Source organism: Pedobacter changchengzhani, from assembly GCF_004354365.1.
Taxonomy (GTDB): Bacteria; Bacteroidota; Bacteroidia; order Sphingobacteriales; family Sphingobacteriaceae; genus Pedobacter; species Pedobacter changchengzhani.
The window spans coordinates 235,000-261,871 of sequence record NZ_SJCY01000002.1 but is presented as its reverse complement, the minus strand read 5'-3'; the positions used below and the strand labels follow the sequence as shown (position 1 = coordinate 261,871).

Sequence of the window (26,872 nt, the reverse complement as noted above, 5' to 3'; positions counted from 1 at the left end):
GATTTTAAGATGAGAAAGAATATAAAATTTTTATCAGCGGTAGCCCTATTATCGGTGGTAACAATCTCAAGTTGTAAAAAGAGTTTTTTTGACAGAACTCCTCAGGCAGCAATAACAGTTGATAATTATTACAAATCAACACAAGAAGTTCAAGCTTCAACCAATGCACTTTATAGCGTTAGTTGGTTTGGCTGGTGCGGTAAATCTGGTTGGGCCATTACCGATTTGGCTTCTGGTAACGGAAGAGGTGGATCATCAGATATCGTTAACTTTTTCAATTTTTCGGTAACGAGTGGCAACTCACAGTTAGAGTCTGCTTGGAATTCTTTATTTACAGTGGTTGCTCAGGCAAATGCGGTAATAAATACATTACCTACAAAGGTTGATCCGAGCGTGCCTCAAGCAGTAGTAAATAATGCTTTAGGAGAAGCTCATTTATGGAGAGCTTTAGCTTACTTCCATATTGTTAGAACTTTTGGACCTGTGCCAATTATCGAAAATAGTGCCGATTATATTCAAAATTACCAAGTAAATACGGCACCTATTCCTGACATTTACAAATTTATGGTAAATGATTTGAAGTTTGCTGAGGCCAATTTAGCGCCTATGATGAGATCTGGTTATGGAACAGGTAGAGTTTCGAGCGGATCTGCATCAGCTTTATTGGCAAAGGTTTACTTGTATATGCAAGATTATCCTAATGCAAAATTAGAAGCACAAAAAGTAATCAGCAGCGGAGAATTTAAACTGTACGGAACAGATATTACAGGCAAAACGTATAATGATCTATTCTTAACAGAAAATAACAACAATGAAGAATCCGTAATTGCACTACAATGGGCCAAAACCGGCAGTTATGGCGAGGGAAATCCACAACAAGCTGCATTTGCCTACAACGGTATAACGTTAACTGGTGATGGTTATAGTTTGTTGGCGCCAACCTTTGATTTACAGGATCTTTACCAATCTGGAGATAAACGTAGAAAAGCGACAATTATGTTGCCTGGCGATTTTTATCCAGAACTTCATAAATCGGATGGTGGATATACTTTTCCGTTAACTGCAAGTCCTAACAGCGTACACGCTGCGGTTAAAAAATATGTTGTAGGTAGCCCAGCAGATAACGGAGGTTTTGGTGGCCGTCAGGCAGCACCAAACAATACCTATATGATGCGTTACTCTGAAGTGTATTTAATCTTAGCAGAGGCAATTATGAATGGAGCATCTACCAGTACCGATATTAATGCACTAAATGCAATTAATAAGGTTAGAAACAGAGCTGGGTTAGGTAATTTAATAACCATAAATAGAAATTACTTGGTTCCTAATCCTGCGGCTGCTGTAGCTGGTGCACCAACCCAAACACCATCTATGTTAATTGTAGATGATATATTAAACGAAAGAAGAAGAGAATTAGCATTTGAAAATGATTTTTGGTTTGATTTAGGTAGGGTAGATGGTTTTAATGTAACAAATCACCCAAGAGCAATTGCATTAATTGCACAACAGGATAGAGGTGGTTCAAATAATGATAGTCCACCAAAAAGATATGGTGATGGATACGTAACAATCACAAACAAGGATTTTTATTTCCCATATCCAGCAGCAGAAACAAATGCAAATCCAAAACTTTTACAAGCACCTGTACCTTATACATTTAAATAATTAAAAATTATGAAAAATATTTTAAAAATGGGTAAGAACACCCTTTGGCTATTGCCGATACTAATGGTGTCATTTTTTACTTCATGTAAAAAAGATAATGCGGGTGGCAGTAAAGATGCGCCGACTATACAAAGAATTCGTGTAATTTCTAAGCTTGATACGATTAAAAATGTGGTTCATCGTGTTAATTTAGATGTTAATCAGGTGTATGATGATTATCGTGTAAAGCCATTCGATTCAACTGTTGTTACTGGACAATTAAATAATCTATACGCAATTGTTGGAACAAGTTTAAAAACTACCTTATCTGTTTCTTTTAATGGATACAAAGTTTATTTTAACCCAACTTTGGTAACAGATAATAGTATTATTGTGAATACTGGTACTTTAACGCCTTATGGACCAGGGCAAACAGATGAGATTATTGTTACCACTCAGTACGGAACAGCTAAATTCAAATTTCCAATTAAACAACCTGCTTCAACGATTACAGATTTCTCTCCATTAGCTGGAGGTGCTGGTGATATTGTAACCATTAATGGACTTACTTTTGAAAACTTGATAGCTGTAAGATTTGGAACTATTCCCGCAGAAATTGTTGGCACGCCAACCAAAACACAAATTAAGGTTAAAGTACCTGCGGGTGTTGTTCAAGCAAATATTTTTGTTGAAACTGCCGGTGGAATTACTAAATCTGTAGGTTCTTTTGGATTTAAATATTTAGCATTCGATGATGCTTTGCCTACTGGCTGGAGTCTTCAGGGATATAATGGTGTAACCTTTAGTACAAGTACCGAAAACCCAAAAAGAGGTACAATGTCTATCAAAAACACCTTTCCTGGCGCAGCATACGGAGGATTTAAATATTATTATAATGGCGCAACCGTTAGTACCTCAACATTGGGTCTAACATCTGTAAAGCTTTCGATATTTGGTGGACCAGGCTCTACAGGTAAACAAGTATCTTTAGGTTTGAGTGGAAATTACAACAATAGAATCACACTTACACTTACTGCAGGTGTATATACTGATTTTACTGTTCCACTTTCGCAACTAGGTAATCCAACATCAATAACAGAACTTGTGCTGCAAGATTTTAGCGGTGGTGGTTATATCATCTACATTGATGACATAGGTTTCATTTAAAATTTAATTTTTTTAATTATCTCGATGCGAAAATTTTTTATCGCATCGAGATATTTTTTACAGTGATCTTTATCAATTATCATATTTAATTCAAATTGTAAAAACAAACATCTGCGTTAGGCAGTTGCTCGTAAATAATATCAACAGTTTCTTCTTAACTGCTCTCAAAGAAATATTGCAAAAATAATTTGTTCTTCTATCGCTTAACCTGTATTTAAATGTTGGAAACATCTTTTCATCTTTTAAATATGTTTAGTTATAACATCTATAATGCCCCTCAAAAAATAACTATTAAAGTATAATATTTTAAAATAATAACAATATGAAACTCAACTTTAGAAATTACTTTTTTTTAGGTTCGTTATGTATAGCAACACTTTATTCTTGTTCTAAAACAGATACGCCCCAGCCAACACCCGTTATTCCTCCAGTAGTAGTCGTGCCTCCAGTAATTACGCCTACATTTCCAACTACATTAAGTGGTGTTAAGGGTATTTTGGTTGATAAAAATGCTACCGATGAAACAGCGGCTTTATTCTACAACATGAAAATGATGTCTAAAACCCAAATTATGTTCGGGCATCAAGACGATACAAAGTCGGGATTTAATTTTGATTCAGGAAACGGCACATCTGATGTAAAACAAGTAACTGGTGCTTTCCCAGCAGTTTATGGTTGGGATTTGTTAGACATTGCTTCTTTCCGACAAAACAATTATTTTACCAACCAAGCCCCTGATTTGATTAGGCAGTTAACTAAAGATGCTTACGCCCGTGGCGGTATAAATACATACTCTTGGCACTATTGGAACCCAGTGTTAAGTAAAAGACCTGGAGATGGTTCTGTTGAAGGCACTAACGCAAGCTTTAACTACGATGGTTTATCACCAAATACTGTTTCTCAAATTTTGACAGGTGGTTCTTATAATGCAGTTTACAACCAATCATTAGATCAAGTAGCTGCATATTTTAATACACTCAAGGATGCAAACAATAAGCCAATCCCAGTTATTTTTAGAATTTTTCACGAAATGGATGGAACTTGGTTCTGGTGGGGTTCATCGCATTGTACGCCTCAACAATATAAAGATCTATATCAATATACTGTTAAATATTTAAGAGATACTAAAGGCCTTCATAATATATTATTTGCATGGTCTCCAGATAGGGGAGCAACTACTGAAGCCCAATATTTAGATAGATATCCGGGCGACGCTTATGTAGATGTAGTAGGGATGGATCAGTATTATGATTTAGCTGCAGATCAAGTTAGCAATGGTGGTATCACTGCGGCTAGTAATAAAATTAAAATCGTGTCTGATTACGCACTTAAAGCGAATAAAGTTGCTGCATTAACAGAGACTGGGTTAAACTTGAAAACATCAAGTCAAACAAATTGGTACAGTAATGTGCTTTTGCCAGCTTTAACGCAAAAAAAGGTCGAAATTGCTTATACAATGTCATGGAGTAATAGGAACGACGAATTTTTTGTTCCTTATGCCGGGCATCCTGCAGCTGCAGATTTTACAAGTTTTAAAAACAATTCGTTAATGGTGTTTGGAGATAAAATTCCAAACGTTTACAAAATAAACTAATAATATTTACCCTTAACCAACATTGAAGATGTTGGTTAAGGGTATTAAATAAATTAGCTGATGAAATTTAAGGATTTTACATTCCTGTTTTTTTGTTCTCTATTTACTTTTTGTGTTTCGGCTCAAGAAATGCGATTGAGCGATGCTAAAGCTACCGTAGAAACTAAAAATCTTTATAAAAACCTTCAAGTGCTTCTGAAAAAGGGGGTCATGTTCGGTCACCACGAAACTTTATCGTACGGTGTAGAGTGGAAAAAGGCCGATGGCAAGCGAAGTGATGTTTTTGATGTTGTAAATGATTATCCAGCTGTTTTTGGATGGGATTTGGGTAAAATAGAACGCAACCGCTTATTAAATGTTGATGGCGTACCTTTTATTGAGATGAGGGAACAGATTAAAGCTGTTTACGATATGGGTGGCATAAACACATTTAGTTGGCACATGGATAATCCGGTAACTTTGGGGCATCACGCAGATAATACAAAAGCTGTTTATGCAATATTGCCCGGTGGCATAAAGAATGCGCTTTTTAACAAATGGTTGGATAACGCAGCCACTTATTTAAAAAGTTTAAAGGGAAGTGATGGCAAACAGATACCGATTTTGTTTAGGCCATATCACGAACATAATGGCGGTTGGTTTTGGTGGGGAAAGGATTCTACCAGTACCAAAGAATATGTAGATTTATATCGCTACACAGTAGATTATCTAAAAAATAAAAAAGGCGTACATAACTTAATTTATGTATTTAATACAAATTCTTTTAATTCGGCTAGTGAGTTTACCCAGCGCTATCCGGGAGATGATGTAATCGATATCGTGAGTTTCGATAGCTATCAATTTGCTAATCCAATTAATGATGCAAATATTTTGGCTTCAAAAGCTAAATATATTGAGCTTATGAAATACGATTTAACGGTAATGGATTCGGTAGCTAAAGCGCATAATAAAATTGCGGCAATTGCCGAAACAGGTTTCGAAGCCATTCCAGATGCAAAGTGGTGGACAGCCACATTGTGGGATACCATGAAGGATTATCAAATTTCTTATGTAATGGTTTGGAGAAATGCCGGTTGGATGGAGAAAGAGAAAAAGTTTCATTATTACGCGCCCTATCCAGGTCAAATTTCAGCAAAAGATTTTCAAGATTTTTACCAGTTACCAAACACACTTTTTCAAAAAGATATTTCAAAATACAACGTTTATCAATAATCATTAACAAATTATAAATACAGTAAAACTTAACCATCAAAATTTCGCCGAACAATCAACATAAAAAATCAATCCAGTAACCACCTAAACATGAAATTTAAAAACCTCATAACTGTCATCTTCTGCACGTTAACAATGCAAATGGTTTTTGCACAGAAAATGGAATTATCCGATAAGAAAGCAACCACTGAAACAAAAAATCTTTATAAAAACCTTCAAAAGCTTTTGAACAAAGGCATAATGTTTGGCCACCAAGATGATTTGGCTTACGGTGTAAATTGGAAAAATCCTGACGGTAAAAGAAGTGACATTAAAGATGTTGTAAATGATTATCCTGCGGTTTTTGGATGGGATTTAGGGCATATTGAGTATGGCAATGCAAAAAACCTTGATGATGTGCCTTTCGATAAAATGAAAGGATACATAAAGTCTGTTTACGATATGGGCGGTATTAACACCATTGGTTGGCATGTAGATAACCCAAATACTTTAAAAAATGCTTGGGACAATACAAAAGCGATTAACGATGTATTACCCGGTGGTAGCAAGCAAGTGGTATATAAAAAATGGATGGATAACCTTGCTGTTTTTTTAAAGAGTTTAAAAGGAAGTGATGGCAAGCAAATTCCTGTGCTTTTTAGGCCTTACCACGAAATGAATGGTTCTTGGTTTTGGTGGGGAAATAAATCGGCTACGCCAGAAGAATATGTAAAATTATACAGATATACGGTTGATTATTTGAAGAATAAAAAACACATTCATAACCTAATTTATACTTATAGCCCTAATACTTTTCAAACTGCAGCAGAATTTATGCAACATTACCCGGGTGATGATGTGGTGGATATGATTGGCTTTGATAATTATCAATATGCCAGTCCAACTGCAACAGATTCGGTAATGCAAGATTCGAGAATTAAATTTCAGGCACAAATAAAAAATGGATTAACGATTTTAGATTCTATTGCGAAAGCACATAAAAAAATACCAACTTTTGCAGAAACGGGTTTAGAAGCGGTACCTGATAAGGCTTGGTGGACAAAAACACTGTGGCCAATTATTAGAGATTACAAAATATCTTATGTTTTAGTTTGGAGAAACCACGGGTGGAAAGCAGACGAGAACAAGTTTCATTATTACGGGCCTTATTTGGGGCATCCATCCGCACCAGATTTTCAGAAATTTCATGATTTTAAAGGAACACTTTTTCAAAGTGATTTAAAAAAGTTTAACATATATAAATAAATAGCTTTCATTCAAATTAGTTAACAAGAACCACATGCACGAAAAATTAAGCTTTAAAGAGAAAGTTGGTTACGGTTTTGGAGATTTTGCATCTTCTATGTTCTGGAAAATTTTTGGGATGTACCTTCTCATTTTTTATACAGATGTATTTGGTCTTGCACCAACTGTTGTCGGAACGATGTTTTTGGTAACCAGGATCTGGGATTCATTTTTTGATCCGATTATAGGCATAATAGCTGATAGAACGAAAACCCGTTGGGGAAAATTTAGGCCATTTTTATTGTGGACAGCCTTTCCTTTTGCGGTAATTGGTGTATTAACATTTTACGTGCCCGATTTTGATATGAAGGGTAAAATTATTTACGCATATGTTACTTATTCTTTAATGATGATGGTTTATTCTGCTATAAATGTGCCTTATGCATCACTTTTGGGCGTTATCAGTCCTGATAGTAAAGAACGAACTACACTATCGTCATACAGGATGGTTTTTGCTTTTGCAGGTAGCGTTTTTGCATTATGGTTGGTAGAGCCACTGGTAATGCATTTCGGTGGAAGTATGAATGCTAAAGATGGATGGTTATACACAATCATCGTTTTCGGAGCCATTACTACAGCTTTATTTTTAGGTTGCTTTTTCTTAACTAAAGAAAGAGTGCAACCCATTAACGAAGAAAAACCAGTTTTAAAAAATGACCTTAACGATCTTTGGAAAAATAGACCTTGGTGGATTTTGTTGGGCGCAGGTGTATTTGCTTTAATATTTTCATCCATTCGTGATGGCGCTGCGGTGTACTACTTTAAGTATTGCATTACAAATGCGCAAGATTTTACAATAAATATGTTCGGTCAATCTTTTAAAATGACACCAACATCTTTTTATCTCGTATTAGGTCAAGCAGCTGCGATTATCGGGGTAGTTATAGCCACACCAATATCAAAACGCATAGGGAAAAAACTAACCTTTATGGGTGCAATGGCTTTGGCAGCAATTTTTAGTGTTGGTTTTCATTTTGTAGGTAACGATAACTTATTTGCAATTTACGCCTTGCAGGTGGTCATCAGCATTACTTTAAATTCAATTTTCCCATTGATATGGGCAATGTATGCTGATACTGCAGATTATTCTGAATGGAAACAAGGCCGCAGAGCAACAGGTTTAATTTTTTCTGCGTCTTCTATGTCTCAAAAATTTGGGTGGACTATCGGCGGTTCTGCCACGGGCTGGCTTTTGGGTTACTTTGGTTTCCAGGCAAATGTGTTGCAGTCTGTTTATACGCAAAACGGAATCCAGTTAATGCTTAGTTTTTTACCCGCAATTGCAGGTGCCCTCTCGGTAGTATTTATTATTTTTTATCCGCTTAGCGAAAATAAATTGCAAGCGATAGAGGCAGAATTAGCGCAAAAACGTAAAAATGAAATATAACAGTAAAACATATAAAAATTTAAAATCATTCAAACTATTATAAAATGACATCAACTTTTAAAAATCGTTTTGCGCAATTGCAAAACCACCACGAAACGCTTATCAATAAAAAAAATGAAAAAGAAGCATTAGGAAATGGAGTTTTTGACCGCTATAAAAATCCGGTTGTAACTGCAGCTCATATTCCTTTAAATTGGAGATTTGATTTAAACGAAAATAGCAATCCTTTTTTGATGGAAAGGATTGCCGTTAACGCAGCTTTTAATGCGGGCGCAATTAAGTTTGAAGGTAAATATATATTAGTTTTGCGTGTTGAAGGTGCAGATAGAAAGTCATTTTTTGCAGTTGCACAAAGTGATAATGGCGTAGATGGATTTGAATTTTGGAGTAATCCTGTTGTTTTTGATAGTAAAGAAGGCGAAGACACAAACGTGTACGATATGCGCTTAACACAACATGAAGACGGATATATTTATGGTTTGTTTTGTACTGAAAAGAAAGATCCAACCGCACCAGTTGGAGATATGTCTGCTGCTGTAGCACAATGTGGTATTGTAAGAACTAAAGATTTAAAAACTTGGGAGCGTTTGGCAGATTTAAAAACTCCATCGGCACAACAACGTAACGTGGTTTTACATCCAGAGTTTGTTGACGGTCAATATGCTTTTTACACCCGTCCGCAAGATAGTTTTATTGAAGCTGGTAAAGGCGGTGGCATTGGTTTTGGTCTTTCAAAAACAATGGAAAATGCTACAGTAGATAAAGAACACGTTTTATATAGTAAAGAATATCATACTGTTTACGAAGGTAAAATGGGACAAGGACCTGGGCCAATTAAAACAGAAAATGGTTGGTTACATTTGGCACACGGCGTTAGAAATACTGCGGCAGGTTTGCGTTATGTTTTGTATATGTTTATGACAGATTTACACGATTTGATGAAAGTAACGCACAAACCAGGTGGTTATTTTATTGCACCTGAAGGCGCTGAGCGTGTTGGCGATGTTTCGAATGTTGTGTTTTCTAACGGATGGATTGCTGATGATAATGGTGATGTTTTTATTTATTATGCATCTTCTGATACCCGTATGCACGTTGCTACAACAACAATCGATCAATTGTTAGATTATTGCACAAACACGCCTGAGGATGGTTTAAGCTCAGCAAATTCTGTAAAAACAATTAATAAATTAATTGAAAAAAATGTGCTTGTGCACAATACAGTTAACGAACAACTGCTTAGTAACAGTAACTAATTTAAAATAATTACATTAATGGCTTGAGAAAGATTTTTTTAATATCATTCTCAAGCTTTTGTTTTAAATATCATGATCGAAAACAATATAGAAGCGCTTATTACCGAGTTTGATGGAGAATTAAATTCCATTCTTAATTATTGGGCAACACATACCATTGATGAGGAAAATGGTGGTTTTTTAGGTGCATTGGATAACGATAATAACGTTATAAAAAACGCACCAAAAGGAGCAGTTTTAAATGCCAGAATTCTTTGGTCGTTTGCTGCAGGTTACAACTTTAATAAAGACGATAAATATTTAAGTCTAGCAGAAAGAAGCTTCGAATATTTAAAAAATCACTTCATTGATCAAGAAATGGGCGGTGTTTTTTGGTCGGTAGATTATTTGGGAAACCCTTTAGATACCAAGAAGCAGATTTATGCCATTTCATTTGCAATATATGGCTTGGCAGAATATTACAAAGCAAGTAAAAATGAAGAAGCTTTAGCAATTGCAAAGTCTCTTTTTAACGATATTGAAAAGCATAGTTTTGATGCCATAAATGGTGGTTATCTAGAAGCACTAACCCGCGACTGGAAAGAAATTGGCGATTTGCGTTTAAGCGACAAAGATGCAAACGAAAAGAAGACCATGAATACCCATCTTCATATTTTAGAAGCTTATACTAATTTGTATAGATGTTGGCCCGATGCGAATCTAAAATCAAAAATTGTAATTCTTTTAGCGGTTTTCGATGAGCATATCCTTAACCAAAGCACAAAACATTTGGTGCTGTTTTTTGATGAAAAATGGAATACGAATTATAATATTGTTTCTTACGGACATGATATTGAGGCTTCTTGGCTGATGCTAGAAGCTGCTGAAGTAGTTGGCGATGAAAAGTTGATTCATCGATTCGAAAAATTGGCGGTAGAAATTGCTAATGCATCCACAGAAGGGATTGATAGCACTGGTGCTATGATTTATGAATTCGAAGTTGATAAAAATCATCAGATATTAGAAAAACATTGGTGGGTACAAGCCGAAGCTATGGTTGGTTTTTTAAATGCCTATCAACTCAGTAAAGACGAAAGCTTGCTCAACCACTTTTTGGCCATTTGGCATTTTACCAAAAAACACATTATCGATCATAAAAAAGGTGAGTGGTTTTGGGGGGTTAACGAAGATTTTTCATTAATGCAGGGCGAAGATAAAGCTGGTTTTTGGAAATGCCCGTATCACAATAGTAGAGCCTGTATGGAGGTAGTTAATAGGTTGAAGAAATTGAATTAATCTTAATAGCTATCCATTATTATATCAGGTTTTAAATGATCAAATTAAAGTTTTATTGCTTAAAGCATTTTACAGATCAGAACAAATAATACAACTAAAATGAAAGTCAGTTTTTTATTCGCATTTCTATTTTTTTCATCTCTCCAACTTTGGGCTCAAAATAATAAAATCCCTGTTACCCAGAAAGGTTTTAACGATGACTCAACTACTTTCCGTTTTGCCATTGTTTCAGATAGAAATGGAGGCATGAGGCGTGGTGTATTCGAAAGCGCTATAGATAAACTCAACAACCTTCAACCGGAATTCGTATTGTCGGTTGGAGATTTAATTGATGGTTATACTAAAGATCCTAAGGTTTGGAATGCCGAATGGAATGAGTTTGATGCTTTGGTTAATCGGCTTGATATGCCTTTCTATTATGTGCCCGGCAACCACGATACCAGCAACGAATTGCTAACAGATGCTTGGAAGAAAAGAAATGGACGCGATTATTATGCTTTTGTACACAAAAATGTTTTGTTTTTGGCTTTAAATACGGATGAAATAGAAGGTGGAGGAATTAGCGAAAAACAAGTTGCTTATGTTAAAAATGCCCTTAATGAACATAAAGATGTGCAATGGACATTGATTTTTATGCACCGCCCGTTATGGTCTTACGGAGATCAGGCAGGGTATAAAGAGATTGGAGATGCATTAAAAGGTAGAAAATATACTTTATTTTCTGCTCATCATCATAATTACCAATATCAGGTTGTAGATGGAATGGACCACTATGTGTTGGCTACTACCGGCGGTGGAACTTACGGGCGTGGTGCCGATGTAGGCGAGTTTGACCAAATAACTTGGGTTACAATGAAGAAAGATGGGCCCAAAGTTGCGCATTTGGATATAACAGGTATTTACGATAAAAATTTGATACGGCCGGAAGACTATAATGACATACAAAGTTTGCGGGTGGGAAAATGGTTAAAGGTTGAGCCATTAGTACTCAATACACCAAATTTCCAGTCCATACCAGTTAATCTTGTTATTAAAAATGACATGAAGCGCCCAATGGATATTTCAGGGAATCTTGTAGCGCAATATGGTATTCATTTTGAACCAAATTCGATATCCGAAACCGTAGCCAGTGGCGAAGAAAAAAAAATCACCGTAAATGCGATTGCAGATACGGGGAAAATGAACATTGAGGAACTTAACAATCACCCTGTTGCGCTTGCGCTGAAAGCAGGTTTTAAGCGCAAAGATGGTAAAACTATAAGTCTAAGTACAAGCAAACCAATGTTTGTAGATTGGAAACATTCTCTTTCAGCGCCACAAACAAAAATAAAAGTAGATGGAATGTTACCCGAATGGGATCAAAGTAAATTTATTTCGGTATTAAATCCGCAGTTTTTTTACGAAGATTGGGATTGGAAAGGACCCGACGATGGTCAGTTTTCTTTTAATGTAACCGCCGATTCAAAAAATCTTTTTATAGCGGTCAAGTTTACAGACGATAAAACTATTTTAGATAAGAAAAAGATTGATGCACTTCAGGATAAATTTTATGTTCACCTTAGTTCTTCCCCGTTGGATAATAAAAATTACTTTAAATTAGAGTTTGCAGCAACTGATAATCCTACAAAACCTTTAATGAATGAGGAAGCTAAAAAACTGATGGGTTTGAAGGTGGCAGTAGCACAACAATTAAATAACCAAGTGTTAGAATTATCTATCCCATTAAATAGTATTAAAGCCCTAAATTCTGATTCGATACGCGTTAATATTGGTGTTATGGATCATGATCATCCAGAAAACACAAAACCATCCGTTTTATGGTGGCGACCAGTTTGGGATAGTTTAGAAAATTATAATGGTTCTGCTACATTTTATAAATTAAATAATTAGCACAATTTTGTAAATGAAAAAGTAAGATATGAAATTAAAAACGATGAAAACCCTCCTGCTTGTTGCATTTTTTTCAGTTGCTTGTTTAAATGTTTTTGCGCAAAATCCAGATCAATCCGTAATTAATTTATGGACAAAGAAAGATTTAAAGTTTGATAGTCCTAAAACGGGAAACCCGTTATTGCCGGGTTACTACGCCGACCCAACCATTATAGAAAGTAATGGAACGTTTTACATCTATGCAACTAGCGATATGCCAAGTTGGAACGACATCACTAAAATGGCAGTTTGGTCATCAAAAGATTTTGTAAACTGGAAATGTGATTACCTAAACTGGCCAACCAAAGAGGCTTGTAAAAGCAATACAGGCACACCATCGGGCGTTTGGGCGCCTAGTGTTATAAAAGCGCCAAATGGGAAATTTTATATGTATGTAACCGTTGGACAAGAAATTTGGGTGGGTGTTGCAGAAAGTCCACTTGGCCCGTGGAAAAATGCCAAAGCTGATAATACACCGATGGTGAGACACAAAGAATATTATTATGTAGAAACTATCGATGCAGAAGCTTTTGTAGATGATGATGGTCAGGCTTATTTATATTGGGGCTCATCAGATAGTGGGCGAGATATTGAGGGGCGATGTTTGGGCGTAAAATTAAATGCAGATATGACTTCTTTTGCAGAAATGCCAAAAGATGTAACGCCACCACACTATTTTGAAGCGCCGTACATGTTCAAGAAAAATGGGTTATATTGTTTCTCATACTCTTGGGGCAAAACTTGGGATGAAACCTACCAAATCCGCTATTCTACAGGGCCAACACCTTACGGCCCTTGGACAGAAGGAATGGTGCGGCCAATTTTAAGTACCGATGATAAAGACAATAAAATTAAATCTACCGGGCACCACACTATTTTACAGCTCAACGGAAAATATTATATCGTTTATCATCGTTTTAATACTTTAGACAAATACGATATTTCTCAAAAGTTGAGACAAGTTGCTGCTGATGAATTAAATTTTAATCCCGATGGATCATTGCAACGAGTAGTTACAACCCACAAAGGTGTGGGTGCGCTACAGAAAATGGCAACCGTGCAGAACTTAGCTTTCGGTGCAACAGTTACAAGCAGTAGCGATCTGGACAGTACAGTAACGAAGGCAAAATTTGCCGTTGATGAAAATAATGGAACGCTTTGGATAGGTGGAAAATATGCGCAAGAATGGATACAACTAGATCTGGGCGCAATTAAATCATTTAATCAAATTCAAATCTTTCCCGAATTTCCAATTAAAGCTTATCAATATAAAATTGAAGTTTCTGAAGATAATAAAGATTGGAAATTAGCAGATAGTCAATGGGAAAACATTAAAATAGGTTCGCCAATGGTTAATTTGCAAAAATACAAGGCAAGATACATCCGCGTTACGTTGAGAAACGAAAAGCAAAATACAAGACCTGGTATTTGGGAGGTTAAGGTTTATTAATTACATCATTATAAAATAATAACATGTTAAGAATAAAATATTTATTAAGTTTTACTTTATTGCTGTGGATCTCTTCTGCAACAGCGCAAAAATTAAAGTTAGTTGGCAGCAACAATAATCGTGTAAATTACATGGGCAGGGTTTTGCAAACAGACTCATGCACAACTTTTTATTGGTGTGGTACAAGCGTGCAGCTCAATGTAAAAAATACTGAAAACGTAAAAGCAATTTTTTCTGAAAATGCCGATGTAAACTATTATGATGTAATTATCGATGGAAAATATACCAGTAAACTAAAAGTTTTAAAAGGGAAACATACATACACTGTAGCTAATGGCTTAACGAAAAAACCACATACTATTCAGCTTTTTAAAGCAACAAACACAGATGAGAAAATAACCAATTTTTATGGTTTTATGGTTGATGAATGTGCTAAGGTTTTAAAAGATAAAACCAAACAGCCACTAAAAATGGAATTTTTTGGCGATTCTATTACTGCAGGGCATGGTGTAGAAGTGCCTGACGGGATGGAAGACACTTATTTTGCCGAATACTTTAATAATTATTTTACCTACGCCGCCATTACAGCTAGATATTTCAATGCACAATATCACAACACATCTAAAAGTGGCATTGGCGTAACAGTAAGCTGGGATCCAGCAATTATGCCAGAAATATATAACAGATTGAATCCGAACGATTCGTTAAGTAAATGGGATTTTTCTAAATATCAACCAGATATTGTAGTTGTAAATTTGTTTCAAAACGACAATTCATTGGTAAATAAGCCAGAGCACGTACAATTTATAAAAAGGTTTGGCACAACTAAACCGTCAGAAGAATTTATAATTAACGCCTATAAGAATTTTATTTCTTCTTTAAGATCGGTTTATCCCAACGCAAAAATTATTTGCGCACTTGGTAATATGGATGCGGTTAATAAAGATTCTAAATGGCCAGGCTACATTAAAACGGCGGTTAAAGAACTAAATGACAACAAACTTTATGTAAATATTTTCAAACCTAAAAACTCACCAGGCCACCCACGAATGGCAGCGCAACAGGCAATGGCCGATTCTTTAATCAAATTTATAAAGGATAATAAATTAGACCAATAAGTTAATCGCTCTGCAAATAAAATATACAAAATTGCTTCTTCAACTCAAGGTATGTTAAGCCATATTTTCAGTTTGAAGAGGCTTTTTTTATTGAATAATAATTATGGTACTAAAAGGTTTTATCTAAAAGATTTAATTGTTAAAGTATGCCTTAGGCATGGTAAAGCAATAAATAAGCTAATTTTTACAGTTTAATACACATTCGTTATAGTATTCTTATTGCCGAATGCTTCTATTTGTATTTATAAATAACCAAATATATTTTTTAATCGGAGGGCTTTAGATTTTCATCTATCCTCTTTACTAAAAAATAGTATTAAAATTTTTGATGCTGTTTACTATGAGTAAAAATTACCTAAAATCTACTTTATCTTTACTGCTTGTTGCATTTAGTTTTACTGCTTTTGCACAAGTAAATAATTCGGTTGTATCCTACACAAATTCTTCTTCGAGTTTTCCTTTGGTTAGTAACCAAAAAGCCGCAACAATTTTTTACGATAATAAAGATGCTTTAGTTGTGGCGAAAGTTGCAAGGTTTTTACAGCACGACATTATGGAGGTAACGTCTTTAATGCCAGCTGTGAAAGATCAAACACAAAAACTAACCCAATATCCTGTAATTATTGGTACAATAGGCCAATCTGTTTTAATTGATAAACTTATCGCAACAAAAAAGCTCGATGTTTCTAAAGTTGTAGGGCATTGGGAAAGCTTCGGTTGGGCCGTGATTGATAAACCCGCTTCGGGCGTTAAAAAGGCACTTGTAATTTTTGGTAACGATCGCCGTGGTACAGCATTCGGTACGTTAGAATTATCTAAAAAAATTGGCGTATCGCCATTTGGGTGGTGGGCAGATGTTCCTTCAATCAAGAAAAAAGAAATTTATATTACCAAAGGTGAGCTGATTATGCCATCGCCTTCAGTTAAATATCGTGGTATTTTTATTAACGATGAAGATTGGGGGATGTACCAATGGGCATCAAAAACTTTTGAAAAAGACCTTAAAGATATTGGGCCAAAAACGTACGCAAAAGTTTTCGAATTGCTTTTACGTTTAAAAGCTAACACCATTTGGCCAGCCATGCACCCTATAAGTGGCGCATTTTTTAAATTCCCTGATAATAAAAAAGTTGCCGATAGTTTTGCAATTGTTACCGGTTCATCGCACCCTGAGCCACTAATGTTTAACAACGCAAGTGAGTGGCATCACGATACCATGGGCGATTGGAATTACGACACCAACAAGGCCGGTATTTTAAAAGCGCTTGGCAATCGCGTTGCAGAAAATGCAGGTAATGAAACGGTTTATACGATAGCTTTAAGGGGAATTCACGATGCAGGTATGATTAATAATTTATCTGATAAGGATAAAGTTAAACTGTTAGAAAATGCAATAAATGATGAGCGTAATCTCCTTACCACAAACTTAAAAAAGCCCATAGAAGAAGTGCCACAAGTATTTATTCCATACAAAGAAGTTTTAGAAGTTTACGAAAGAGGTTTAAAAGTGCCTGATGATGTTACCTTGGTTTGGCCTGATGATAATTTTGGTTACATTAAAAGGTTGAGCAATGCTGATGAAAGAAAAAGAAAAGGTGGCTCGGGTGTGTATTATCACGTTTCGTACTTAGGCGAACCACACGATTATTTATGGTTTAGCTCTACGCCACCCGCTTTAATGTACGAGGAGTTGAGCAAAGCTTACAGTACTGGTGCAGATCAATTTTGGATGCTAAATGTGGGTGATTTGAAAGGATCGGAATATTCAATGGATTTGTTTTTGGATATGGCTTGGGATATTTCGAAATTCTCATTCGACAATATTCACACGCACCAAGCAAACTGGTTAAGTAATATCTACGGTAAAAAATATCAAACTCAATTTGAAGGCATCACAAACGATTTCTATCATTTAGCTTTTCCACACAAGCCAGAATTTATGGGTGGAGGTGTAGAGTGGATTAACGGACAAAACAAAGATGAAAAGTTAGCAAATACCCAATTTTCGCTGTATAATTATAACGAAGCACAAGCTAGGTTGGATGCATATACCGATTTAAGTAAAAGAACACAAGCAATTTATAGTCAACTACCAGAAAATCAACAACCTTCGTTTTTTCAGCTGATGTATTATCCAGTAAAGGGTTCAGAATTGATGAATAAAAAGATGCTTTGGGCACAGCAAAACAGAGCAGAGGCTTTGGCAGGTTTTACCCACGCAAATGTTTTGAAGGATAGTGTGTTGATGATGCAAAAAGATTTGGATGATTTAACAAAAAATTACAATTCGCTTTTAGGTGGTAAGTGGGATAAAATGATGTCGATTAAAAGTGGTTATACCTCTAAATTAGATAACCTTCCTGTTTTGGATGCTGTTTCGCCACAAAAAAACGGAGATTTAAAAGTAACAGTTTCAGGTGAGGAATTAAACGAGCAGAAGAATACCAATCATCAATTACCAACAATTAATGCTTATGATTTAGCCAATCAATCTCAGCTCATCAATATTTACAACAAGGGTGATGAAGCGAAGACTTGGGAAGCGAAAACAAACCAAACTTGGATAAAGCTTTCTAAAATGAAAGGCAGTACTAAGTTTTTAGATAAAATTTTAGTGAACATTGATTGGGATAAAGCACCAGCAGAAGAATATTTTGACGGAGAGGTTTCTATCCAATTTAACAATAAAATAGAGCGAGTTTTTGTAAGTGGTTTTAATCCGAAAGCTTATAAAGATGGCTCATTGGCTGATTTATATGTAGAACATAACGGTGTAATTGCATTTAACGCAGGCGATTTTAACCGCAAATTTGAGAGCAAGGATATTAAGATAACTACTGTAAATGGTTTAGGTCTTGAAAATCAATCGGTAAAATTTGGAGATATTTTAGATCCTAAACAAGATAGATGGGATGTAAATACGCCACGTACCGAATATGATTTTTATGCCTTTTCTACAGGTAGGGTTGATGTTTATACCTACGCACTGCCAACTTTTGCGCTAGATCGCGAACACGATACTTTGTATGGAATTGGGTTGGATAAAGGTGTTACTGCCGATGCCGTTGCAGGTGCGCAAGAGTACACGCAGTTATGGAGAGATAATGTTTTAAGAAATTTCTCGGTATGTAAAACTTCAATATATATTGATAAGCCGGGTAAACATACGCTACAAATTTATGCAAATAGCCCCGGTGTAATTGTGCAAAAAGTAGTAATGGATTTTGGTGGGATGAAAAAATCGTTTTTAGGGCCAAAGCCCATTAAAGTAAAAAAGTAATGGGCTTAACAAAAAAGTGATCAGGTAAATTTTAATGGTAAGCATCTTGCAAATTATTTCAGCAATTTTGTATCAATGCATATAATTAAGTCCAATTGAGGGGATTTTGGTCGGTAAAATATCTAATAGTTACACATTTATATTCAAATTTTACAGCCATTATCTTTTTTTAATCGCTCTTTTGTTAAACTACTAAAACCAAATATTGTAAAAAAAAAGAAAGGAGCACCCAGCCGTAAACCAACCAAATTTTCATTTTCTAAAAATAATTATTAACCAAATATTTCCATAATATGAACATAAAAACAAGTACTAAAAATTTTAATCTTTACCCGCCAAAAGAATTTGCAAACAAAATTCTGAAGCTGATTGTAATGCTTTTCATAGCAATTACTCCAATTGTAGCTAGTGCATCTCCACAAGTGAAAGATGGCATTATGGTTACGGGAAAAGTAACGGATGCGAATGGCGCAATTCCTGGAGTATCAATTTTGGTAAAAGGCACCAAAATGGCAACAGTAACGGCTGGTAACGGCACGTACAGTATACAACTGCCTTCCAGTCAATCTACTCTTATCTTCTCTGCAATAGGTTATATTACACAAGAAATTGCAGTTAATGGTAAAACCGAAATTAATGTTTCGTTGCAACAAGACACTAAATCTTTAGATGAGGTTGTTGTGATCGGTTATCAAACCATTAAAAAGAAAGATTTAACCGGATCAGCTAGCGTTGTAAATATGGCTAACACCGAAAAAATTGTAGCAAGATCATTCCCAGAAGCGTTGCAAGGCGCGGTTAGTGGCGTATCTGTTAGAAATGGTGGTGCACCAGGACAAGGCGCTGTAATTAACATTCGTGGTTTAGCAACATTTGGTAATGCAAGTCCATTATATGTTATAGACGGGATGTTAACTGATCCAAATGTGACTATTAATCCTGATGATATTGCTAGTGTTCAAGTTTTGAAAGATGCATCTGCGGCAGCAATTTATGGCTCAAGAGCTGGTAATGGTGTAATTATAATTACTACTAAAAAAGGTAAAGCAGGCGATACTAAAATTGATGTTTCATCAAGATTTAGCGTTTCTCAAGTACCTAAATTATATAATGTGATGGATGGACCAGCTTATGCTGCTACAAATAAGCTTGCTTATCAAAATAGCGGTACTGCAATTCAACCTGGTGTAGCTAGCTACGACGGTTCTGTAAATACCAATTGGGCAAATGAATTATTTAGAACAGGAAAAGTTCAGGACTATAACGTGAGTATTTCCGGTGGTTCTAATGTATCTAAATATTTATTGTCTGCAGGTTATTTTAAAGATGAAGGAACATTAATTGCAAGAAGTTTCGAAAGAACTTCGTTGAGAATTAATACAGAAACAACTAAAGGAAGATTCAAATTTGGTGAAAATTTGGCTATTTCTACCAATAACAACAATCAGCCTAGTAGTGAAGGTAATCCTTGGGTTGATGCCTTTAGTAGTTTGCCAATTATCCCTGTTAGAAGTGATGCATTAGTTAGCGCATCTAATCCAGGCGGTTGGGGCTACGGAAATAGTACTTTTGCTACAAATTATTCAAGAAATCAGGTTGCAATTGCAAATATTACGTCTAACAATGCCAATTATACAAAATTGTTTGGTAATGCTTTTATGGATGTAGAAATTTTGCCTTGGTTAAAGTACAGAGCTAATGCAGGCCTAGAAACAAGTTTTGATAAACAGAAATATGTTAGAAAAGACGGCTCGTGGTATCAGTCACAATCTGTTGACGTTAGCCGTCTGTCTGATACACGTTCTCAATATCTGAGTTATTTATTTGAGCACACTTTAAATTTCGAAAAAACATTCTCGAAACATAATATTAACGGTGTAATTGGATATACAGAGCAAACTACTCAATCAGAAAATACTGTTGGTAATGGAGCAAAGTTGTCTAATTTTGGCGGTGATTATTTTACGCAATTAAACGCTACAAGTTCTATTCCTGGTGATAGATCTTCATCCGGATCGCTAACCAAAACGTTACTAACTTCATATTTAGGAAGGGTAAATTATACCTATAACGATCGTTATTTATTAACGTTAACTTTTAGAGCCGATAAAGACTCAAGATTTTCTCCAAAATATAAAACAGGTTATTTCCCATCAGCAGCATTAGCATGGAGAGTATCTAAAGAAGATTTCTTTAAAGTAGGTTGGATTAACGATTTAAAATTGAGAGGTTCTTATGGTGCAGTTGGCGTAAATACAATTAACGCTTATCAATATAATGCATTCCTTAATCAGGCACCATCTTACACTTTTGGGCCTAACCAAACAATTTTGCCGGGTGCTACGCAAGCCAGACTAGCTGCTGACCGTTTAAAATGGGAGCTTAAGAAAACTGCAAATATTGGTTTAGATATGGCATTTTTAGATAACCAATTTAATTTAACAGTTGATGCTTTTAGATCTATTTCAAGTGATGTTTTGTTATCACTTCCGATTCCATTGTATTTAGGTAATATAGGTAGTCCGCCACTTCTGAATACGGCTTCTATTAGAAATCAGGGTATTGAAGTAGAACTAGGCTATAAGCCAAAAAATCAAACTGGCGATTTTAAATGGGATGTAAGTGCAAATGTAAGTGTTGTTAGAAACAAGGTTTTGGCGCTTGGAAACCAAGGTATCGATCCGTTAACAGGTTTACCTAGAAATTATGTTCAATCTGGAAATACACGTACACAGATTGGTAGATCTATCGGTGAGTACTACGTACTTAAAACAGATGGAATTTTTCAAAATCAAGCGGAAATTGATGCACAGAATGCGCAAAAATCTTATGCTAAACCTGGTGATATTCGTTACGTTAACTTAGTAGATGGTGGTACACAAGATGATATCAACGATAAAGACAGACAGTTTGTTGGAACACCGTGGCCAAAATTTACAGCTGGCTTGCAGTTTAACACATCTTATAAAAACTTTAGCTTAAGCGCTCAATTTTACGGGGTTTATGGAGTTACTTTATACAATAGTGTACTTACAGAGTTAGATAGCTATGGCAATTCTAATTATAGAGCGGATATCAATCCTTGGACACCGACCAATACCAACACTTCTGACCCTCGATTAGGTTATAACTTTTCAACAGATAAGGGCATTACTTCCAATTCGAGAGGTAACACAGATAGATGGTTAGATAATGGATCGTATTTGAGACTTCGTAATCTGCAGATTGGTTACAGCATTCCAAGTAAAGTTTTAGAAAGAGCTAAAATTAGTAATGCTAGAATTTACGTAAGCGGACAAAATCTATTTACCACTACAAAATATAAAGGATTAGATCCAGATGTTGTTGGCGCAAATGCCAATTTAGAACCAGGTGTTGATAGTGGAAACTATCCTTCATCTAGAATTATATCTTTCGGTTTAGGTTTTGGATTTTAAATTAATTAAAAGCAAGTTATGAAAAAGTATATCATACTAAGTTTATCAATTGTATTGTGTTTGGCATCATGCAAACGCGATTTTGAAGAACCTAACCCAAATGCAGTAACTATAGCATCATTTTGGAAAACAAGTGACGATGCAGTTAAGGGTATAAATGCTGTTTACAGTACATTTAAGCGTACAAATACAACTTACTCTAGGTTTATGTTCTATCACGGGATATTAAAATCTGATGAGGGTTATGGATCTGGTGGTGATGGTGGTTTAAATAACCTAATGAGGTTTAACCAAACTGATTATAATACTAGCCTAACAGCCGGTACATGGGCCAACTTATTTGTAGGTGTTTTTAGAGCAAATCAGGTTATTGCAAATGTGCCAAATATTTCAATGGATCCAGTTTTAAAAGCAAGAGTTATTGGAGAAGCAAAGTTTTTAAGGGCTTTATTTTATTTTAATTTAACATTATATTACGGTATTCCACCACTAATATTGGAGCCATCGCAACCTGGTGATCAGTCACCAAGTGCAACCACAGCCCAAGCCTATGCACAGGTAGCTAAGGATTTGAATGAAGCCATTCCGTCATTACCTACTGCTTATACTGGGCTTGATTTAGGTAGAGCGACAAAAGGCGCTGCTTATGCTTTATTGGGTAAAACCTATTTGCAACAAAATAAATATCAGCCTGCTTTAGATGCATTTTCTTGGTTGGTTACTGGCCTAGGAAGTAGTATTTACAACCTTACTGCAAATTACAGAGATAATTTTATTGTCGCAAAAGAGAACAATGTTGAGTCTGTTTTTGAAATTCAGTTTAGTGAAAACCTTTTAGAAAGTACAGATGATGATACTGATGAGAGTAGACAAAATAATACAGGTACTTCAATCGCTCAATTTTTTGCGCCTCAACCTGTTGGCTTTGGAGATGGAGGAGCACGTAGATGGCTTGTAAATGAATTTTTACAAGAAAAAACGACCACTAATGCTCAAGATCCTCGATTAGCTGCCTCTTTATTATTTGATTTTGCTGATCCTGCAGGACCTGGAGCAACTCAGGTTTATGGCCAATCTTGGCAGGCGAGATATGGTTTAAATAATAAAAATGTGTATTTCAGAAAATTGTTGAATGACAGTTACAAAAATGGAGAAGGTTTCCGTTCTCCAAACAACTACCGTATGATAAGATATGCAGATGTACTTTTAATGTACGCAGAATGTTTAAACGGTTTAGATAGAACGGGCGAAGCTTATCCTTACGTAGATAGAGTTAGAGCAAGAGCTGGCTTAGCGACTTTAACAATTGCAAAGCCAGGTTTAAATAAAGTAGATTTTTTAACACAATTAAAGCATGAGCGTGTAACTGAGATGTGTGGTGAAGCATGGCGCTGGGCAGATTTGTTGAGATGGGGAGATTTAAGTCCTGCATTGGCTTCAAGAGATGCAGATTTCGCAACTTTTGTGGTTGGGAAAAATGAATATTATCCAATACCTCAAAATGATAGAGACTTAAATCCAAATTTAGGTCAAAATCCAAACTTTTAATTTTCTATACGTTAGTTTAGAAAAACTTTCTAAACTAACGTGTATTGTTATATAAAACACAAAATCATGATGTACAAACAAAATTTTAAACCCTCTTTATTGGCGCTCCTAATTCCAATTGGGTTAATGATTGGTTGCGGTAAAGGTGGCGATAGCCCCTCTACACCTATTAAGCCACCGGTTGTGCAGAATGATCAATTTATAAATCCAGTAATTGCTGGAGCAGATCCTTATGTATATCAAAAGGATGGGACTTACTATTTTATGGTTACCACTGGTAATTCTATAAAATTGTCGGCGACCAAAAAAATGAGTGAAATTAGCAATGCTGTTCCGTTAACTGTTTTTACACCCACCACAGGCGATCCCAACTCAAAAAATATTTGGGCACCAGAAATTAATTTTCTTGATGGTAAATGGTATATCTATTACACTGCAGGTAATGGCGATGATAAAACACAACGTACTTGGGTATTAGAAAACTCCAATGCCGATCCTATGCAAGGATCTTGGGTATCAAAAGGTAAACTTTCTACAGCCGATACCGATTTTTGGGCGATAGATGGCGATATTATGGAATACAACGGATCACGTTATTTTCTTTGGTCTGGTAGACCAGATGTTACGAACATTGATAAAACGCAGAATATCTACATCGCTAAAATGACAAATCCATATACTTTAGAAGGCAATGCAACAATGCTTAGTACGCCTCAATTTGGCTGGGAAAAGAATGGTTTTGGCGTAAATGAAGGACCACAGTTTTTGGCTAACGGCAATAAAGCATTCATTGTGTACTCTGCAAGTTATTGTGGTACAGATGATTACGCTTTAGGTTTGCTTACCTTGAAAGCAAACGGCAATCCACTTGTGCTAGCGGATTGGACGAAAACTGCTCAACCAATATTTGCAAAAAATCCTTCTGCTAATGCTTACGCGCCTGGTCATAATTCATTTTTCAAATCTCCAGATGGAACTCAAAATTGGATTATTTATCATGCAAACACTTTAGCCGGACAAGGTTGCGGTACTAATAGAAATGTTAGGATGCAACAATTTACATTTAACGTAGATGGATCTCCAAATTTTGGCACTCCTGTTGCAACTGGGTTAAAAGTTACTAAACCTTCAGGAGAATAATAAAATTATGATGGCTAAAAAAATAATTATTTTTTATTTACTATGCGGTTTTGCAGTTTTTACACAAGCGCAAACTTTTACCAACCCTTTATTGCCAAGTGGTGCAGATCCATGGAGCATACATAAAGACGGGTTTTACTACTACATGCACACCATGCAAGATAGTTTGGTGTTGTGGAAAACAAAAAATTTGGCTGATTTAAGTACAGCTGAGCAACGAACTATTTTTCTGCCTGCCAAGGGAACCATGTATTCGAAAGAGATATGGGCGCCAGAGATTCATTTTATAAACAACAAATGGTACGTGTATTTCGCTGCAGATAATGGAGATAATGCTACGCATAGAATGTATGTGCTAGAAAATAGCGCCCTAGATCCGTTAAAAGGAGAATGGGTTTTTAAGGGTAAAGTTGGCGATGATACTGATAAATGGGCGATAGATGGTTCGGTATTTTACCATAAAAAACAACTTTATATGATTTGGTCTGGCTGGGAAGGCGACAGCAATGGTAAGCAAGAAATTTTTATTGCTAAAATGAAAAATCCCTACACCATAGAAGGGAAACGCCATAAAATATCTACACCGCAATTAGAGTGGGAATTACATGGCGATTTAAATGATCCCGGTAATCCACCTCACGTAAGTGTGAACGAAGGCCCGCAGATTTTAGTCAACGGCAAAAAAACTTTTCTAATTTATTCTGCCAGTGGTTGTTGGACAGATTTTTATGCTTTAGGAATGTTAACCTTAACGGGTAAGGATATTCTTTCAGCTAAATCTTGGACAAAAGCCAGCCAGCCAGTGTTTAAGCAATCGGCCAAAAACGGGGTTTACGCACCTGGTCATAATTCATTTTTTACCTCGCCAAATGGCAAAGAAAATTGGATATTATACCATGCAAACGATCAGCCGGGACAAGGCTGCGGCATATTTAGATCGCCCAGGGCACAAAAATTTACTTGGAATAAAGATGGTACCCCAAATTTTGGAGAACCGCTAAAAACAAATACAATCATTAAAATACCTTCAAAATAATTATGACTATTAAAAAGATAATCATTTGTGCTTTCGTTTGTTTTTTAGCAATAGCAAACGTTTCTGCACAAGATAACAATCCCGAAATTTTAGGTAAAGTTTGGTCTATAGAGAAAGCAAACGCTTGGTATAAGCAACACCCTTGGATGAGTGGAGCAGATTTTTTGCCAAGCACCGCAATTAACCAGTTAGAAATGTGGCAGGCAGCTACTTTTGATGCGCCAACAATTGATAAAGAGCTGGGTTGGGCAGAAAGTATTGGCTTTAATACCATGCGGGTTTACTTACACAGCATCGCTTGGAAGGAGGATCCATCGGGTTTCAAGAAGCGTATGGATCAGTATTTAACCATCGCAAACAAGCATAAAATAAAAACTATTTTTGTGTTTTTTGATGATTGCTGGAATAAACAAGGTTTTGCAGGCAAACAACCAGAACCAAAAGTGGGTATCCATAATTCGGGTTGGGTGCAAGATCCTGGAGATCCAGATTCTAAAAACCCCGACAAATACCCAGCTTTAGAAAAATATGTAACAGATGTAATGACTCATTTCAAATCAGATGATCGTATTTTGCTTTGGGATTTATACAACGAGCCAGGTAATTCTGGTAAGTTAACCACATCAATCCCATTGGTTAAAAGTGTTATTAAATGGGCAAGAGCTGTTGATCCAACACAACCAATTAGTATAGGTTTGTGGGATTGGAGTTACCATGAATTAAATGCGATTCAGGCTTTAAACTCAGATATTATAACCTACCACGATTATGAAGCGCCTGAATGGCACCAACGTGTTATTGATATGCTAAAAAGCTTTGGCAGACCAATGATTTGCACAGAATATATGGCACGTTCTCGCAACAGCCGTTTTGCAAACATTATGCCTTTGCTTAAAAAAGAAAACATTGGCGCAATAAATTGGGGTTTGGTTGATGGAAAATCGAACACAAAATACGCTTGGGATACACCATTGCCTGATGGTAGCGAGCCTACAGAATGGTTTCACGAAGTTTTTAGAAAAGATGGAACACCATATCGTCAAGATGAAGTGGATGTGATCAAAAAATTGAATGGTAAAAAATAAATTTGGTTAGTTTAATTATCAAAAAGGTTA

General features: G+C 35.8%; 17 protein-coding genes. All 17 read left to right on the top strand.

The window, feature by feature from the left end:
* Window positions 1-9: 9 nt before the first annotated feature.
* The 17 genes from EZJ43_RS03970 (at window position 10) to EZJ43_RS03890 (ending at window position 26,842) form a co-directional block, all read left to right on the top strand.
* Window positions 10-1,665, top strand: a complete 1,656-nt coding sequence (locus tag EZJ43_RS03970) for a RagB/SusD family nutrient uptake outer membrane protein (RefSeq protein ID WP_133261376.1) — start codon at window positions 10-12, stop codon at window positions 1,663-1,665.
* A 9-nt stretch (window positions 1,666-1,674) separates the two neighbouring features.
* A complete protein-coding gene (locus EZJ43_RS03965; RefSeq protein WP_133261375.1) occupies window positions 1,675-2,811 on the top strand; it encodes an IPT/TIG domain-containing protein in 1,137 nt (378 codons plus the stop codon).
* 322 nt (window positions 2,812-3,133) lie between these two features.
* On the top strand, window positions 3,134-4,405 hold the full coding sequence (locus tag EZJ43_RS03960) for a glycoside hydrolase family 26 protein (protein ID WP_133261374.1): 1,272 nt from the start codon (window positions 3,134-3,136) through the stop codon (window positions 4,403-4,405).
* 60 nt (window positions 4,406-4,465) lie between these two features.
* Window positions 4,466-5,617, top strand: coding sequence for a glycoside hydrolase family 26 protein (locus EZJ43_RS03955; protein ID WP_207924563.1), 1,152 nt, complete (start codon window positions 4,466-4,468; stop codon window positions 5,615-5,617).
* A 90-nt stretch (window positions 5,618-5,707) separates the two neighbouring features.
* The gene (locus tag EZJ43_RS03950) at window positions 5,708-6,862 is read left to right on the top strand and encodes a glycoside hydrolase family 26 protein (protein ID WP_207924562.1); all 1,155 of its coding nucleotides are present in this window, start codon (window positions 5,708-5,710) and stop codon (window positions 6,860-6,862) included.
* Between the two features lie 34 nt (window positions 6,863-6,896).
* Window positions 6,897-8,288 carry an MFS transporter gene (locus EZJ43_RS03945; RefSeq protein WP_133261373.1) on the top strand — a complete coding sequence of 464 codons (1,392 nt, stop codon included), beginning with the start codon at window positions 6,897-6,899 and terminating at the stop codon, window positions 8,286-8,288.
* 44 nt (window positions 8,289-8,332) lie between these two features.
* Window positions 8,333-9,544 carry a glycoside hydrolase family 130 protein gene (locus EZJ43_RS03940; RefSeq protein WP_133261372.1) on the top strand — a complete coding sequence of 404 codons (1,212 nt, stop codon included), beginning with the start codon at window positions 8,333-8,335 and terminating at the stop codon, window positions 9,542-9,544.
* A 72-nt stretch (window positions 9,545-9,616) separates the two neighbouring features.
* The gene (locus EZJ43_RS03935) at window positions 9,617-10,819 is read left to right on the top strand and encodes an AGE family epimerase/isomerase (protein WP_133261371.1); all 1,203 of its coding nucleotides are present in this window, start codon (window positions 9,617-9,619) and stop codon (window positions 10,817-10,819) included.
* 99 nt (window positions 10,820-10,918) lie between these two features.
* On the top strand, window positions 10,919-12,709 hold the full coding sequence (locus EZJ43_RS03930; RefSeq protein WP_133261370.1) for a metallophosphoesterase: 1,791 nt from the start codon (window positions 10,919-10,921) through the stop codon (window positions 12,707-12,709).
* A gap of 28 nt (window positions 12,710-12,737) precedes the next feature.
* Window positions 12,738-14,198, top strand: a complete 1,461-nt coding sequence (locus EZJ43_RS03925) for a family 43 glycosylhydrolase (protein ID WP_133261369.1) — start codon at window positions 12,738-12,740, stop codon at window positions 14,196-14,198.
* Between the two features lie 23 nt (window positions 14,199-14,221).
* Window positions 14,222-15,316 (top strand): SGNH/GDSL hydrolase family protein, encoded by a 1,095-nt coding sequence (locus EZJ43_RS03920; protein ID WP_133261368.1) that lies wholly within the window; start codon window positions 14,222-14,224, stop codon window positions 15,314-15,316.
* A 340-nt stretch (window positions 15,317-15,656) separates the two neighbouring features.
* Window positions 15,657-18,596 (top strand): glycosyl hydrolase 115 family protein, encoded by a 2,940-nt coding sequence (locus EZJ43_RS03915; RefSeq protein WP_165953080.1) that lies wholly within the window; start codon window positions 15,657-15,659, stop codon window positions 18,594-18,596.
* A gap of 293 nt (window positions 18,597-18,889) precedes the next feature.
* Window positions 18,890-22,033: a SusC/RagA family TonB-linked outer membrane protein gene (locus EZJ43_RS03910; RefSeq protein WP_133261366.1), complete on the top strand. Its 3,144-nt coding sequence runs from the start codon at window positions 18,890-18,892 to the stop codon at window positions 22,031-22,033.
* An 18-nt stretch (window positions 22,034-22,051) separates the two neighbouring features.
* Entirely contained in the window at window positions 22,052-23,581 is a 1,530-nt protein-coding gene (locus EZJ43_RS03905) for a RagB/SusD family nutrient uptake outer membrane protein (protein ID WP_133261365.1), read from the top strand.
* A 66-nt stretch (window positions 23,582-23,647) separates the two neighbouring features.
* Window positions 23,648-24,721, top strand: a complete 1,074-nt coding sequence (locus EZJ43_RS03900; RefSeq protein WP_133261364.1) for a glycoside hydrolase family 43 protein — start codon at window positions 23,648-23,650, stop codon at window positions 24,719-24,721.
* Between the two features lie 10 nt (window positions 24,722-24,731).
* Window positions 24,732-25,757, top strand: a complete 1,026-nt coding sequence (locus EZJ43_RS03895) for a glycoside hydrolase family 43 protein (protein WP_133261597.1) — start codon at window positions 24,732-24,734, stop codon at window positions 25,755-25,757.
* Window positions 25,758-25,759: 2 nt separating this feature from the next.
* On the top strand, window positions 25,760-26,842 hold the full coding sequence (locus EZJ43_RS03890) for a cellulase family glycosylhydrolase (RefSeq protein WP_133261363.1): 1,083 nt from the start codon (window positions 25,760-25,762) through the stop codon (window positions 26,840-26,842).
* The last annotated feature ends 30 nt before the right edge of the window (window positions 26,843-26,872 follow it).

Coding starts and splice junctions, on each gene's coding strand:
- EZJ43_RS03970 (WP_133261376.1), top strand. CDS start 10: ATGAGAAAGAATATAAAATTTTTATCAGCGGTAGCCCTATTATCGGTG.
- EZJ43_RS03965 (WP_133261375.1), top strand. CDS start 1,675: ATGAAAAATATTTTAAAAATGGGTAAGAACACCCTTTGGCTATTGCCG.
- EZJ43_RS03960 (WP_133261374.1), top strand. CDS start 3,134: ATGAAACTCAACTTTAGAAATTACTTTTTTTTAGGTTCGTTATGTATA.
- EZJ43_RS03955 (WP_207924563.1), top strand. CDS start 4,466: ATGAAATTTAAGGATTTTACATTCCTGTTTTTTTGTTCTCTATTTACT.
- EZJ43_RS03950 (WP_207924562.1), top strand. CDS start 5,708: ATGAAATTTAAAAACCTCATAACTGTCATCTTCTGCACGTTAACAATG.
- EZJ43_RS03945 (WP_133261373.1), top strand. CDS start 6,897: ATGCACGAAAAATTAAGCTTTAAAGAGAAAGTTGGTTACGGTTTTGGA.
- EZJ43_RS03940 (WP_133261372.1), top strand. CDS start 8,333: ATGACATCAACTTTTAAAAATCGTTTTGCGCAATTGCAAAACCACCAC.
- EZJ43_RS03935 (WP_133261371.1), top strand. CDS start 9,617: ATGATCGAAAACAATATAGAAGCGCTTATTACCGAGTTTGATGGAGAA.
- EZJ43_RS03930 (WP_133261370.1), top strand. CDS start 10,919: ATGAAAGTCAGTTTTTTATTCGCATTTCTATTTTTTTCATCTCTCCAA.
- EZJ43_RS03925 (WP_133261369.1), top strand. CDS start 12,738: ATGAAATTAAAAACGATGAAAACCCTCCTGCTTGTTGCATTTTTTTCA.
- EZJ43_RS03920 (WP_133261368.1), top strand. CDS start 14,222: ATGTTAAGAATAAAATATTTATTAAGTTTTACTTTATTGCTGTGGATC.
- EZJ43_RS03915 (WP_165953080.1), top strand. CDS start 15,657: ATGAGTAAAAATTACCTAAAATCTACTTTATCTTTACTGCTTGTTGCA.
- EZJ43_RS03910 (WP_133261366.1), top strand. CDS start 18,890: ATGAACATAAAAACAAGTACTAAAAATTTTAATCTTTACCCGCCAAAA.
- EZJ43_RS03905 (WP_133261365.1), top strand. CDS start 22,052: ATGAAAAAGTATATCATACTAAGTTTATCAATTGTATTGTGTTTGGCA.
- EZJ43_RS03900 (WP_133261364.1), top strand. CDS start 23,648: ATGATGTACAAACAAAATTTTAAACCCTCTTTATTGGCGCTCCTAATT.
- EZJ43_RS03895 (WP_133261597.1), top strand. CDS start 24,732: ATGGCTAAAAAAATAATTATTTTTTATTTACTATGCGGTTTTGCAGTT.
- EZJ43_RS03890 (WP_133261363.1), top strand. CDS start 25,760: ATGACTATTAAAAAGATAATCATTTGTGCTTTCGTTTGTTTTTTAGCA.